11 protein-coding genes are annotated in these 13,323 nt (G+C 70.0%); 5 read left to right on the top strand and 6 right to left on the bottom strand.

The window, feature by feature from the left end; translation table 11 throughout:
- The 5 genes from rsrA to AB0F43_RS16380 all read right to left on the bottom strand — a co-directional run bounded on the left by rsrA (position 1) and on the right by AB0F43_RS16380 (position 3,526).
- A complete protein-coding gene (rsrA, locus tag AB0F43_RS16400; protein ID WP_360476436.1) occupies positions 1 to 279 on the bottom strand; it encodes a mycothiol system anti-sigma-R factor in 279 nt (92 codons plus the stop codon).
- A complete protein-coding gene (locus tag AB0F43_RS16395; protein ID WP_132207908.1) occupies positions 276 to 890 on the bottom strand; it encodes a sigma-70 family RNA polymerase sigma factor in 615 nt (204 codons plus the stop codon). Before AB0F43_RS16395 ends, rsrA begins: the two co-directional genes overlap by 4 nt.
- Positions 891 to 1,019: 129 nt before the next feature.
- Complete coding sequence (locus AB0F43_RS16390; RefSeq protein ID WP_360476433.1) at positions 1,020 to 1,652, bottom strand: alpha/beta family hydrolase; 633 nt, start codon at positions 1,650 to 1,652, stop codon at positions 1,020 to 1,022.
- A 104-nt stretch (positions 1,653 to 1,756) separates the two neighbouring features.
- Entirely contained in the window at positions 1,757 to 2,557 is an 801-nt protein-coding gene (locus tag AB0F43_RS16385) for an SOS response-associated peptidase (RefSeq protein WP_360476430.1), read from the bottom strand.
- Positions 2,558 to 2,710: 153 nt separating this feature from the next.
- Entirely contained in the window at positions 2,711 to 3,526 is an 816-nt protein-coding gene (locus tag AB0F43_RS16380) for a hypothetical protein (RefSeq protein ID WP_360476427.1), read from the bottom strand.
- A 265-nt stretch (positions 3,527 to 3,791) separates the two neighbouring features.
- On the opposite strand from AB0F43_RS16380, the gene AB0F43_RS16375 reads away from it, so the two are divergent.
- From AB0F43_RS16375 to AB0F43_RS16355, 5 genes are all read left to right on the top strand, one after another.
- Positions 3,792 to 6,080, top strand: coding sequence for a sigma-70 family RNA polymerase sigma factor (locus AB0F43_RS16375; protein ID WP_360476424.1), 2,289 nt, complete (start codon positions 3,792 to 3,794; stop codon positions 6,078 to 6,080).
- 248 nt (positions 6,081 to 6,328) lie between these two features.
- Positions 6,329 to 7,618, top strand: a complete 1,290-nt coding sequence (gene aspS / locus AB0F43_RS16370) for an aspartate--tRNA(Asn) ligase (protein WP_360476421.1) — start codon at positions 6,329 to 6,331, stop codon at positions 7,616 to 7,618.
- A 58-nt stretch (positions 7,619 to 7,676) separates the two neighbouring features.
- Positions 7,677 to 8,939 (top strand): ArgE/DapE family deacylase, encoded by a 1,263-nt coding sequence (locus AB0F43_RS16365; RefSeq protein WP_360476418.1) that lies wholly within the window; start codon positions 7,677 to 7,679, stop codon positions 8,937 to 8,939.
- Between the two features lie 12 nt (positions 8,940 to 8,951).
- A complete protein-coding gene (locus AB0F43_RS16360) occupies positions 8,952 to 11,543 on the top strand; it encodes an AAA family ATPase (RefSeq protein WP_360476415.1) in 2,592 nt (863 codons plus the stop codon).
- A 126-nt stretch (positions 11,544 to 11,669) separates the two neighbouring features.
- Entirely contained in the window at positions 11,670 to 12,383 is a 714-nt protein-coding gene (locus AB0F43_RS16355) for an alpha/beta hydrolase (RefSeq protein ID WP_360476413.1), read from the top strand.
- 84 nt (positions 12,384 to 12,467) lie between these two features.
- Here AB0F43_RS16355 and AB0F43_RS16350 read toward each other — a convergent pair whose 3' ends face one another.
- Positions 12,468 to 13,304, bottom strand: a complete 837-nt coding sequence (locus tag AB0F43_RS16350; RefSeq protein ID WP_360476410.1) for an aminoglycoside phosphotransferase family protein — start codon at positions 13,302 to 13,304, stop codon at positions 12,468 to 12,470.
- Positions 13,305 to 13,323: the final 19 nt, after the last annotated feature.

Raw genomic sequence — 13,323 nt, 5'->3', positions numbered from 1 at the left:
TCAGTCGGTGCTGGTGATGGTGGTTTCCACCTGGATTTGGGTGAGGCGAAGAAGGATTTTCTGGCGGAGGGCGTCGGGGGCGTGGTCGGAGCCGCAGGAGCGGTGGACCAGTTTCTTGACGCAGCGTTCCAGGTCGTATTCGTCCAGGCAGGGGGCGCACTCTTCCAGGTGCTGCCGGATCTCCTCGGTGCTGGCGTCCTCGAGCTCGTTGTCGATGAAGACGTACACACGCTGCAGGATCTCGCTGCAGTCGACGTCGTGGTGCTCGCCGCAGCTCACGACTCCTCCTCGGTTCCGGTCTCGTCGGACGGGATCAGTCCCCGGTCGCGCGCGTAGTCGCCCAGCAGGTCACGCAGCTGGCGCCGGCCACGGTGCAGCCGGGACATCACGGTGCCGACCGGCGTACCCATGATGTCGGCGATCTCCTTGTAGGCAAAGCCCTCGACGTCGGCCAGGTAGACGGCCAGCCGGAAGTCCTCCGGGATCGCCTGCAGGGCTTCCTTGACGTCGGAATCGGGCAGATGCTCGAGCGCGACCGCCTCAGCCGACTTCAGGCCGCCGGGAGTGTGCGACTCGGCGGCGGTCAGCTGCCAGTCCTCGATCTCCTCGGTCGGCGACTGCGTCGGCTGGCGCTGGCGCTTGCGGTATCCGTTGATGAACGTGTTCGTCAGGATCCGGTACAGCCACGCCTTCAGGTTGGTGCCGGGCGTGAACTGGTGGAACGAGCTGTACGCCTTCGCGAAGGTGTCCTGGACCAGGTCTTCGGCGTCCGACGGATTACGGGTCATCCGCATCGCCGCGGCGTACATCTGGTCGAGGAAAGGCAGCGCCTCGCGCTCGAAGCGCGCGGTCCGCTGCTCGGGTGTCTCGGTCGTGGTGGGAGTCGGCATCGGGATCGAGAATACCGGGGTCTTCCCGCCGGTCCTCGCCGGAGCCTCTCTCGTCGCCATCATGTTTGCCACAACACGCCCGAGCGCGGGGCCATTCCCCGCTCAGGCCCGGCCGTCAGCCGGTGACCACTATCCGGACACCTCGCGGATCACCCATTCGAACACGGCTTCGATCAGCAGGTCGTGCGTCTCCTGCTGGCTCAGTTCGGCCCGTTTCGGCACCTTGAACGAGTGGTCGGCATCCGGGACGACGGCCATCTCGGTGAGCGGAGGGAACTCCTCGGGTGTCCCGAACGGGTCCCGCTCCCCCTGCACCACCAGCGTCGGCAAACCGGCCCCCTGCAGCTCGTCCACCCGGGACTTCTCCGGCTTGCCCGGGGCGTGCAGCGGAAAGGCCATCGCCAGTACGCCGGACGCACCCAGACTGCTCGCGGTCCGGCAGGCCACCCGGGCCCCGGCGCTGCGGCCGCCGATGACCAGTGGGGTGCGGATCCGGAGCTGGCCGATGATCGCGATCCAGGCCTCGTCGAGGATCTTCGGGCCGGGTGCGATCTTCTTCCCGGCATGGCGCCAGGGCTGCTCGATCAGGAACACGTTGATGTCCTGCTTCGGCAGCCGGGAGGCCAGCGCGGTCAGGTCCTCCGACTCGATCCCACCCCCGGCACCATGACCGAGGGCCAGCGTCGCCACCGGCCGCCGGGCCCGATGTGCCACGATCCGGGCGTCCCCGTGCGGCGTCCCCACAATCCGTTCGTCGGTCACCGCCCCATCCTGTCATCACTCGTTGCCGGATCGCGGGTGTTCGCGCGGTGCGTCAGCAGCGAGTGCCGCAGAGGCTGCGGAGAAGAGAAGGAGACAGGGGCCATTCAGAAGAGAGTGGTCTCCTCGGGTTCGTCGGGTTTGTCGATCGGGTCGACGCCGTCGGGTGGCAGCGGGTCGATCAGGTGCGGCCCGTTGTTCTTCACCGAGCTGACCGCCTTGGACACGGCGTACGCCTCCAGCCGGCCGGGGGCGGCCGGGACCAGCAGGCTGAGCAGGTCGTCGGGGTCGGGGCTCAGTGGGTCGAGCCAGGCGTCGTACCGCTCGCGCTCGACCAGTAGCGGCATCCGGTCGTGGATGCGGCCGAGGTCGTCGGTGGCCGTGGTGGTGAGGACCGTGCAGGTCCACAGCCAGGCCTCGTCGGAGTCCGGGTCCTCGACCGACTTGTCCCGCCAGATCTCGTACAGCCCGGCCATCGCGAGTACGCCGCCGTCGGCCGGGCGGATGAAGTACGGCTGCTTGACCGGCTTGCCGTTCACCTTCTGCTCGGACTTGTACCACTCGTAGTACCCGTCGGCCGGCAGGATGCAGCGGCGGCTGGCGAAGGCCTTCTTGAACGCGGGCTTCTCCGCGACCGTCTCCATCCGCGCGTTGATCAGCCGATTGCCGGTCGAGGTGTCCTTCGCCCAGGACGGCACCAGCCCCCACTTGACCGTCGTCAGCTTGCGGACCGTCTCGTCCGGCACCTCACGGTTCTTCCGCTCGACCACCGCGATCACCTGGTCGGTGGGCGCGACGTTGTAGTTCTCCGGCAGGTCCTGCACGGACTCGCGCACGTTGCCCGCCTCGATCTCGAACTCGACGACGAGGTCCGCGGGATCCCGGCTGGACGCGTATCGACCGCACATGGAACACAGCCTAGTCAGGCCCACCGACAACGACCGAGGACGAACGGCGGTGGATCGCCCACCCCGTGTCGGGCGATCCGCCGCCGGCCTGATGCGTCCGGGCGCCCCCCTGTTGGCGTCCGGACGCACGTCCTGAGGTCTGGTCAGTTCGTCCTAGGGTCTGGCCAGTTCGTCGAGCACCCGCCCGGCCATCGCGTCGGTGCTCGGCAGGCCCTCGATCCAGATCCGGGCCAGCTGGGGTACGTCGGTGTCCAGCCGCCACTGGGTGATCAGGGCTCGTACCGTCTCGACCTGCTCCGGCAGGTTCGGCTCGCGGCCGACGAGCGCCGCCGCCTTGCGTGAGCCGACGCGGCCCAGTACGTCACCGCCGCAGAAGACGATCCGCAGGCACTCCGCGACGTCGACCAGCCGGAGCTCGCGGTCGAAGGGCGTCGTCCCCGCGGGATTGACCGGCTCGACAACCACCAGTGCGTGGGTCTGCGGTACGGAAGTTCCACGAAATTCCGCCTCTCGGTAGAGCTCGCCGAGCCGGGACCGCAGGTGCGCCAGGCTGGACAGCCCGGTCAGCGGGTCCTCGCAGGACAGCGAGTGGAGGTAGATCAGCGAGGCCTCGGCCCAGCTGGAACTGAGTGCACGTACCGCTGCGAAAGCCGGCTCGCCCCCGGCGATCGAGCGGTACAACGCACTCAGCCCATCAAGTGCCTCGAGCAACGAGACTCCGTCGGCCGCCAACTGCCGGCCGACCTCGTCACTCGCAGGCACGACATCGGCTCCGTCCCGCAGCGCCTCGGCAATCGCGAGATAGGCGCTGTGGTCCGTGCCAGCTGTGCCGTGCGAGTCCCTCCACTCGCACGGTTGCTCGTCGGGAAACGACGCCTCGGGCCGGATCCGGGCGGGCGACCCCGCCAGGTTCAGGGACGGGTGCGGACGCAGGTCGAACCGTCGGCGGATGTCCGCGAACAGCGACATGGCCCTCCTCGATCAGCCCCGTCAGTCTCCCGACCGGGCGGCCGGAAGCGTCGTTCCGGGAGTGAGACAGCCCGGGGCGGACTTCATGACGCGGATTCGCCGAAGTTTTTTCGCGTAACTTCCGCCCGCCCGCTGTCGTCAGGAAAGGAGCACCGTTCCGCGTCAGGCAGATGCGCGGATCCGTCCCACGTGGGAACCTTGTTCCCGGCAACGATGTGACGGACGGTGACGTCGCGCCACAGAAGTCGTAATCACGGGGAGACACATGGAGACGCCGGAGGGACCGAGCGATGCCGAGCTGATCGCGCGTGTCCGCAACGGCGATCTCGAGGCGTACGGCGAGCTCTTCGGCCGGCACCACCACGCGGCCGAGCGGATGGCCCGCCAGCTGGTCCCGGCCAACGACGCCGACGACCTGGCCGGTGACGCGTTCGCCAAGGTGCTCGACGCGCTGCGCTCCGGCGGCGGACCGGACCTCTCCTTCCGGGCCTACCTGCTGACGACGGTACGCCGGGTGCACGTGGACCGGATCCGGTCCGGCCGGAAGGTCCAGGCGACCGACGACATCGCGGCGTACGAACGAGAGCCGCAGACCTTCGACGACCCGACCGTGACCGGGTTCGAGAGCGGCGCGGCGGCCAAGGCGTTCGCCAGCCTGCCCGAGCGCTGGCAGGCCGTTCTCTGGCACACCGAGGTCGAGGGTGAGAAACCCGCGGCCATCGCTCCGCTGCTGGGCCTGACCGCGAACGGTGTCTCCGCGCTCGCCTACCGTGCCCGCGAGGGACTGCGGCAGGCCTATCTGCAGCAGCATCTGGCCGACGTCGCCGGCGACCGCTGCCGTTGGACCACCGAGCGCCTCGGTGCGTACGTCCGCGGCGGCCTGACCAAGCGGGAGAACCGCACCGTCCGCGAGCACCTGGACGGCTGCGCGAAGTGCACCGCGGTCTACCTCGAGCTGGTCGAGGTCAACAGCGCGCTGCCGGCGCTGCTCGCCCCGGCCCTGCTGGGCACCGCCGGTCTCGGCTACCTGGCCGCCGCCTCCGGCGCGAAGGTCGGCCTGGTCGGCCTCCTCGTCACCGGCTGGAAGAAGGCGACGGAGAACAGCACCCGGACGGCGGCCGGCGCCGGAGCGGTCGTGGTTGTCGCGGGCGCCGCCGTACTGGCCGCGATAGTGCTCACCAGCAACGAGACGCCTCCGGCGGCGATCGACAACCCACCGGTGCAGCAGCCGACCCAACCGCCGGCCAAGCCACCGACGGTCCCGCCGGTGGTGCCGCCGACGGTCAAACCGCCGTCCGCGAAGCCGACGACAGCTCCCACCACAGCTCCCACCACAGCACCGACGACCGCACCGACGACCGCGCCGACCACTGAGCCTTCAGAGCCCGAGCCGACGCCCACGCCGACGCCCACGCCGACGCCACCGGCTCCGACGACCGCGACCCCGACCGCCACACCGCCGGTGCCGACGACACCGATCCTGGACGAGAGCTTGCTGACCATCAGCACGCCGCCAGGCGGCGGCGCGCCCGGTGCCCGCGCCGAGGGGACGCAGAGCGCGGCCGCGGTGAGGTTCGTCATCACGATCAAGGCACCGGCAGGCAACGAGAATCCTGTGGCCATCGGCCTCAAGTACGGCAAGGCCCTCAAGTGGCCGCTCAGTGGCAACCCGAGTGGCTGGACCTGCACCCCGGCGACCGGCAGGTGTACGGCGAACAACCCGGCCGCACCCGCGCCGATCCCCGTCACCTTCGACGCGCCGACCGGCGGCTCCGCGGACGACCGGACGTTCACCGTCTCGGCGAAGACCGGCCGGCTGTACGACGACGACTCCGAGACCCTGACCGCCCCGCCGCGGACCGACGAAAACCTGCTCAAGATCATCGACGGCAAGACCGACCCGGACGTGCACCACCGCATCCTGACGGTTGCCCCCGGCACGGATCGGCCGGGCGTCACGCTGCAGATCACGTACGGCGGCTCGCTCGAGTGGCCGATCGCGGCGAACCCGGCGGGCTGGAGGTGCTCGGCCAAGACCCAGACCTGTACGGCGCTCAATCCGGCCGAACCGGCTCCGCTGCCGGCCGCCTTCGACGTACCGTCGGACGGATCGCCGGCGGCGCGGACGTTCACCGTGGCCGCGAAGGCCGGGCTGGTGAGTGACACGGACTCCGAAGTGCTGCCGGGGATCCAGCCGGACGAGTCGCTGCTGCAGATCGTCACGCCGACGCCGGGGACCGACCCGAACCCGTTCGTCTACAACCGGTTCCTGAAGGTGAACGGTGTCGCGAACCGCCGGGTCACCCTGGACATCTCGTGGGGCCGCAACCTGTCGTTCCTGTCCGCGCTCGACAGGGGCTGGACCTGTTCACGCTCGAGCGACGTACGACGCGCCACCTGCTGGACCGAGCACTACGTCAAGCCGTTCAACTCCGAGTGGACCGCCTGGCCGCCCGGCACCGGCACGGCCAACCAGATCACCGTGCACGCGCGGGTCGGCGGCCGCGAGGACACCGACACCGCTCAGATCCCGCCCTCGACGACCAGACGCTGAAATCCCGTTGCCGGCTGCTCTATCCTGGGTGTGTTCGCGGTGACGGAACCAAGTAGCGCCGTACCCCACGTCCGAGAGAGTCGCCGGTTGCTGTGAGGCGATACGTGGAGCGGTGACGAAGACACTCCTGAGCGAATGCACGGCAAGAGGCCGGGTCCGTCGGATCCGGTGAAGGTGTGGTGGCACCGCGAGATCCCCTTCGCCCACACCTCCGGGGTACGAGAAACGACCTGGAGGTGAAAACAGCGATGCGCATTCTCAGCCATGAGATCCCCTCAGCAGTGGGCCAGACCGTCACGGTGGCCGGCTGGGTGCACCGAAGACGACGGCTCGCCGCCGTCAGCTTCCTGATCCTGCGCGACCGGTCCGGCCTCGGCCAGATCGTGGTCAAGGACCAGGAAGCCCAGGCACTGCTGGACGAGCTCGGTGAGGAGACCGTCGTCCAGGTGACCGGTACGGTCGCCGCCAACCCGCAGGCACCTGGTGGCGCGGAGCTCGTCGACCCGGTGATCGAGCCGCTGACCGAGCCGGCGCAGACGCCGCCGATCGAGCTCTGGCGTCCCAGCGTCGGCGCGGGCCTGCCCGTCGTACTGGACAACGCGCCGGTGGCGCTGCGGCATCCTGCGGTCCGAGCGGGCTGGGAGATCGCCGCGGCGGCGCTGCACGGTTTCCGTACAGCGCTGGACAGTCAGGGCTTCACCGAGATCCAGACGCCGAAGATCGTTGGTACGGCGACCGAGTCGGGCGCCAACGTGTTCGCGCTGGACTACTTCGGCGGTCCGGCCTACCTGGCGCAGTCGCCGCAGTTCTACAAGCAGACGATGGTCGGGGTGTTCGAGCGGGTCTTCGAGGTCGGGCCGGTGTTCCGGGCCGAGCCGCATGACACGGTCCGGCACCTGGCCGAGTACGTGTCGCTGGACGCGGAGTTCGGTTTCATCGCCGACCATCGCGACGTGCTCGCCGTACTGCGGTCGGCCGTCGCGGGAATGTTGTCAGCGGTGGGTGAGCGGGCCGCGCCGGCGCTGGAACGCCTGGGCCTCCAACTGCCCGAGATCCCGCTCGAGGTGCCGGTGGTGCACTTCACCGAGGCGCTGAGGATCGCCGGCGCGGACCCGGACGAGCCCGACCTGGCGCCGGCCGACGAGCGAGCGGTCGGCGAGTGGGCTTTGCGCGAGCACGGCAGCGAGTTCGTCGCGGTCGAGGGGTATCCGATGGTGAAGCGGCCGTTCTACACGCATCCACAGCCGTCGGACCCGCGCTGGTCGAACTCGTTCGACCTGCTGTTCCGCGGCATGGAGCTCGTCACCGGCGGGCAACGGCTGCATCGCTACAGCGACTACGTCTCGGCGCTCACCGCTCGTGGTGAGTCGGCGGACGCCCCGGCGTACAGCTCGTACCTGCAGTCGTTCAGGCACGGCATGCCGCCGCACGGCGGGTTCGCGATCGGCCTGGAACGCTTCGTGGCCCGGCTGACGGGTGCGGAGAACATCCGCGAGGTCACCCTGTTCCCCCGCGACCTCCACCGCCTGACGCCGTGACGCGTGCCTCCGCGGGGACGACCGTCCCCGCGGAGGCTGCTGCAGGCATGATGTGCGCATGCTGAGTGAGGTTGAGGGCCGGCTGTTGGCGGCGATTGACGACGATCGGATTGTCGACGATCTGCGGGAGCTGGTGCGGATTCCGAGTGTTGACGGGTCCCCCGCCGAGGCAGAGGTGCAGGAGTGGTGTGCGCGGCGGTTGGGCGAGCTCGGGCTCGGTGTCGATCACTGGCGGATCGACCTGGCGTCGGTGATCGCGGATCCGGAGTTCCCCGGGATGGAGGTCGAGCGGGATCAGGCCTGGGGGTGCGTCGGCGTACTCGGCGGGGACGGGACGCCGGGGCTGATCCTCAACGGGCACGTGGATGTGGTGCCGCCGGGCGAGCTCGGGTTGTGGCCGGACCGGGATCCGTTCTCGGCGCGGGTCAACGACGGGATCATGTGGGGCCGCGGGACCTGTGACATGAAGGGCGGGGTGGCGGCCATCCTGGGTGCGGTCGCCGCGCTCGTTGCCTCGGGCATCCAGTTGCGGAAGCCGCTGGCCGTGCACACCGTGGTCGGCGAGGAGGACGGCGGCGTCGGTACGTTCGCGACCCTCCGGCGCGGCCACACCGGTGAGGCGTGCCTGATCGCCGAACCGACCGCGGGCTGCGTGATCCCGGCCAACGCCGGGTCGCTGACGTTCCGGCTGGAGGTCCCCGGCCTGGCGACGCACGGCTCGACGCGGACCCGCGGGGTGAGCGCGATCGAGAAGTTCGTCGTACTCGAGGCCGCGTTGCAGGCGCTGGAGGCCGAGCGCAACCGCGATCCGCACGCCCTCCTGGCCCACCTCGACCTGGCGAACCCGCTGTCCGTCGGCACGATCCATTCCGGCGACTGGGCCAGCACCGTCCCCGACGTACTCGTTGCCGAGGGCAGGTACGGCGTACGCCTCGGGGAACCGGTCGCCGCGGCCCGCGAAGCCTTCGAGTCCGCGATCGCCGAAGCCTGCGCCAAGGACGACTGGCTCCGCGACCACCCCGCGAAGGTCACCTGGCCCGGCGGCGCCTTCGCCTCCGGCCTCCTCCCCGCCGAACACCCCCTCCTCCCCCAAACCCTCCAAGCGGCGACAGACGTGGCCCTGGGTGAGGCAGCTCCGGAGGTGAAGGGCGCGCCGTACGGCTCGGACCTTCGGCAGTACGCCGCCGCCGGCATCCCCACGCTGCAGTACGGCCCCGGCGACGTCCGCTACGCCCACGCCACCGACGAGCACGTCCGGCTGGACGAAGTCCTGCACGCCGCCCGCGCCTACGCCCTCTTAGCCGTCCGCCGCTGCGGCTGATAGAAATCCCGCATGGGGCCGTTGCGGGGGCGTTCGAAGGAGCTAGGACAGCTCCTGGAAGCACTGCGCGCGTCGGAGAGCGGCCAGGCGTCTCTGGCGGTGGTCGCCGGCGAGCCCGGCATCGGCAAGTCCGCACTCCTGCGGGCAGCTGTCGAGCAGGCCGAGCGCCGCGGTTTCCTGGTGACCAGCGCAGCAGCGCACCAGACCGACAACATCAGCCCACTCGCCTCCCTCGCGCCAGCCCTCCGCGCCGGCGAGCACCCACTGATCGACACAGAGCAGTTCCTCGAGCTGGCCAGTCTCAACACCCAACCCCTCTGGCTGGCCGAGCGCTTGGCCGACCTCATCGGCCGCCGCCTCGACGGCATCTCCGTCCTGGTCGTGCTGGACGACGCCCAGTGGTCCGACCCACTCACAGCCTTCGTACTGCGGGTCGTCATCGCCCGCCTCAACACCAGCAAGCTCCTGTGGCTCCTGGCCACCAGACCGGTCCCCGGCGGCATGACCGACCAGCTGGCCGATGCCGTCCGTCCCCACGTCCCCGTCCACGTCATCGACCTCGCCCCGCTCACCCCGGACGCCATCCAGGACATCGCAACCGACCTTTTGAACGGTCCTGTCGACCCGGCCCTCGCTGTGCAACTGGCCGGCGTACAGGGCATCCCGTTCCTCGCCGAGCAGCTCGTCGCCGGCCTGTACCTCGACCACGCCACGGACTCGACCGGCCCACTGCCCACAGGTCTGGTCGAAGGCGTACGACGTCGTACCAGTGGACTGTCCGAACTCAGCCGCACTCTCGTCCGGACGGCCGCGGTGTTCGGCAGCGAGTTCCGCCTGGAGGACGTCGCCGTACTGATGGGTGAGCCGGTAGCCAAGCTGGCCGTGCCGTTGGAAGAGGTGATCCAGGCTGGGCTGCTGGCCGATGCCGGTTCGGTACTGCGGTTCCGCCACGAGCTACTGCGGTCCGCCGCGCTGGCCGACGTACCCCTGTCGGCTCAGCGCGCGTTGCACGGGGCCATCGCCGGCCAACTGATCTCGGCCGGTCGCGGTGCGGCAGCAGCGGCACCGCACGTACTCGCAGTCGCACAGCCCGGCGATGCATCCGCGGTCAACACACTGCGTCGGGCGGCTCAGGACCTGCTCGCGACCATGTCGACGACTGCGGCCGAGGTCATCCAGCAGGCGTTCGACCTGACGCTGGTCGATGAGCCGTTCCGGGCCGAGGTCGGAGAGGATGTGGTCAGCGTCCTGCTCGCGGCACGCCAGTACGACCGCGCCAAGGCCTTCGCCGACGACCTGCTCAGCGGTACGGCGCTCTACCGCGGACCCGTCACCCCGGACCTCCGCGCATCGATTCGACTGCGGTTGGCTCCCCATCAGTGGGCCACCGGCCAACTGGAAAGCCTCACCATCCCAGCGGCGGCGCCACCTCTCGCAGAGCGACTAGCCGCCTACCGAGTCCTGGCAGGTGCAGAAGCTCCAACCGAAGCGGCAGACCCAGTGGCACGAGCCGTGCTGCAGGTGGCGGCGGCCGAGCGTGCGCGGGCTGAGGGCAGGTACGAGGAAGCCCGCGACTTGTACGTCGAGGCGCGCCAGGCGACTGCTGACCTGGGCGGCCTGCCGGACACTCTGGTCGAGGTAGGCGAGCTGTACTGCCGCGCCGAGACTGACGAGCTTGCGACGGCGTTGGAGCGTGTCCGCGAACTGCTGGGCGCCGGCGACTCGTGGTCCGCGCCGCAACTGGCAGTCCTCCGAGCGCGGCTCGAACTCGCTGCAGGCGACCTGCAACAAGCAGAAGAGGCCGCCCAGACCGCCCTGCGGTGGATGACCGACCTTCACGACACCACGCAGGCACCGGTCGCGCAGCAAGTCCTCGCACTGATCGCTCTGCTGCGCGGCCAGCTCACCGAGGCCCGTGAGCTCGCGGGACACGATCCGACGATCAACGCGTTGCTCGCCCTCGCCGATGGCGACACCAAGGCTGCCGCTCGGCTGCACCACGTACCACTCGACTTTCCTGAGCGCACCGACGTACTCGTCCAGGCCGATGCCAAGGGCCAACTGACAGCACAAGCCGCAGCCACCGCCTCGACAGCCTTCCGGGGAGCCGCCGAGTTGGTGGCCGCTGGCAACGATGTGCAGAAGCTGGCGGTGGCTACCGACCTGCTGCGCGAGGCCCACAGGCCACTGCTGCTGGCCAGAGCGGAGGAGCGCTACGGCCGGGCCGAGCTCGAGACCGGCGACCGGTCCACCGGCGTCTCGGTGCTCGAGCATGCCCTCGACACCCTGACCACACTCGGCGCCACCGCACCGGCCGCGAGAATCCAGGCCGTGCTCCAGGCGGCCGGCGTACGCCGACGTCGCTGGGCTGCCGTACCGCCTCGAGCCCAGCAGGGCTGGGAGGCCCTCACCCCGATGGAGCGCCGGGTCGCTCTGCTCGTCGCCGAGGGGCACACGAACCGCTCGGCCGCCGACGAGCTCGTCCTCTCCGTCAGCACGGTCGGCACCCACCTCCGCTCCGTCTTCGGCAAACTCGGGGTCAACTCCCGGGTCCAGCTGACCCGTCTGGTGCTCGAGCGGTTCACCCCTCCCCCAAACGCATGAGATTTGGGTGCACCGGTGCCCGGACAGGCGTGATTCGCGGTCGATGAGTTCGGTTGTTCGGTCGATCCGCCGTAACGGCCTCGCGCGGTTTCCTTCTAGCACGTTCAACCGAAGGAGATCGAGAGCATGAGTGACAAGACCCCCACCGTCGTCCTGGTGCACGGTGCGTTCGCGGACGGTTCCAGCTGGGCCGGTGTGATCGAGGAGCTGACCAGCCGCGGCATCCCCGCGCAGGCCGTCGCGAACGAGCTGCGCGGCGCCGGGATCGACGGCAACCGGGTCGCCGCCCTGGTCCGTGAGATCGACGGCCCGGTCGTCCTGGTCGGGCACTCGTACGGCGGTGCCGTGATCACCACCGCCGCCGACCAGGCCGACAACGTGACCGGCCTCGTCTACGTCGCCGCATTCGCCCCCGACGAGGGCGAAAGCCTGCAGGATCTGCTCGGCAGCTTCCCGGCCAACGACTTCGCGACCGGACTCGTGCCGCACAACCTGCCGACCGGTGATGGCGGTGAGGAGACGTTCCTGAGCATCGCGCTGGACAAGTTCCCGGCGCTGTTCGCGGCCGACGTACCCACCGCTGAGCTGCTCGGCCGGTTCCAGCGTCCGATCGCCGCGGCGGCGTTCGAGGAGAAGTCCGGCCCGGCCAGCTGGAAGCGGCTCCCGGTCCACTACCTGGTGGCCACCGGCGACCAGGCGATCCATCCGGACGGCCAGCGCAAGATGGCGACCCGCGCCAACGCCACCACGATCGAGGTCGACGGCTCGCACGCGGTCGCGGTCTCCCAGCCGAAGGCCGTCGCCGACCTCATCGCGACCGCCGTCGAGGCAACCAGCTGAGCGGTTGGCCGGTCGCCGTCCTGATCGAAGAAGCCACCGCTGAACACGCCGGCCGACCCCATCGCGGGGTCGGCCGGCGCATTCTCACAGCAGCCGTTCCAGAGTCCGGCGGCCCGCAGGTCCCCAGGTCGGCTTCCCACCGGGCAGGCCGCGGTCCCCGGCATTGCCGACCGAGATGAGCCCGAGGGCTTTCCAGGCGGCCCAGCCGCGGGCCCTGGCGATCGTGGCCTCGTCCGCCACCGCGTAGACGTCGAAGAACCGCTCCGCCGCGCCGTCGGGGAGCAACACCCAGGCGGCGGCCAGGTCAGTGGCGGGATCGCCCGCGGCCATGTCCCCGAAGTCGATCACCCCGGTGAGCGCGCCGTCCGTCACGACGACATTCGCGGGATGCAGGTCGCCGTGCAGCCACAGCGGCGGACCGTCCCACTCCGGCGCGGCCACGGCCTCGTCCCAGATCTTGCGGACGGCAACATCCAGGGAGCTCGCGTCGAATGGCAGAGTGCGCAGCGGAACACCCCGGTCCGGGCTGACCGGCGCATCCTCGGGTGCTTTCACGTGCAGCGCCCGCAGGAATGCCGCCAAGGTGTCCGCGGACTGCTCGGAGCTGATCGGCGTACGGTCAGCGGGTTCACCCTCGACCCAGGAGGTGACGAGCCAGGTGTCAGGAAAGCGGTCGGACGGTACGCCCATCCGCTGCGGCCTGGGCACCGGCAACGGCAGGCGCGGTGCGAGCTCCGGCAACCACTGGTACTCCTTCCGCAGCAGCTCCGGGCCACGTTCGGTCCGTGGCAACCGCACCGCCAGCTCGTCCCCCAGCCGCCACATCGCGTTGTCCCAGCCGCCGGCCACTCGCCGCAACGGCAGCTCCGCGAGGTCCGGATGCTGTTCCTTCAAGAGTCCGCGCACCAGTTCGTCGTCCATGGAGCGTCAGACGCGTCAC

Source organism: Kribbella sp. NPDC023972 (genome assembly GCF_040639075.1).
GTDB lineage: Bacteria > Actinomycetota > Actinomycetes > Propionibacteriales > Kribbellaceae > Kribbella.
The sequence above is the reverse complement of the archived record's forward strand: the minus strand, read 5'-3'. Positions and strand labels throughout refer to the sequence as shown.

Bases quoted from the DNA above. Each gene is read 5' to 3' on its own strand.
- AB0F43_RS16365 (WP_360476418.1), top strand. From the start codon at position 7,677: ATGCTGAGTGAGGTTGAGGGCCGGCTGTTGGCGGCGATTGACGACGAT.
- AB0F43_RS16395 (WP_132207908.1), bottom strand. From the start codon at position 890: ATGCCGACTCCCACCACGACCGAGACACCCGAGCAGCGGACCGCGCGC.
- AB0F43_RS16380 (WP_360476427.1), bottom strand. From the start codon at position 3,526: ATGTCGCTGTTCGCGGACATCCGCCGACGGTTCGACCTGCGTCCGCAC.
- AB0F43_RS16360 (WP_360476415.1), top strand. From the start codon at position 8,952: ATGGGGCCGTTGCGGGGGCGTTCGAAGGAGCTAGGACAGCTCCTGGAA.
- AB0F43_RS16385 (WP_360476430.1), bottom strand. From the start codon at position 2,557: ATGTGCGGTCGATACGCGTCCAGCCGGGATCCCGCGGACCTCGTCGTC.
- AB0F43_RS16350 (WP_360476410.1), bottom strand. From the start codon at position 13,304: ATGGACGACGAACTGGTGCGCGGACTCTTGAAGGAACAGCATCCGGAC.
- AB0F43_RS16355 (WP_360476413.1), top strand. From the start codon at position 11,670: ATGAGTGACAAGACCCCCACCGTCGTCCTGGTGCACGGTGCGTTCGCG.
- aspS (WP_360476421.1), top strand. From the start codon at position 6,329: ATGCGCATTCTCAGCCATGAGATCCCCTCAGCAGTGGGCCAGACCGTC.
- AB0F43_RS16375 (WP_360476424.1), top strand. From the start codon at position 3,792: ATGGAGACGCCGGAGGGACCGAGCGATGCCGAGCTGATCGCGCGTGTC.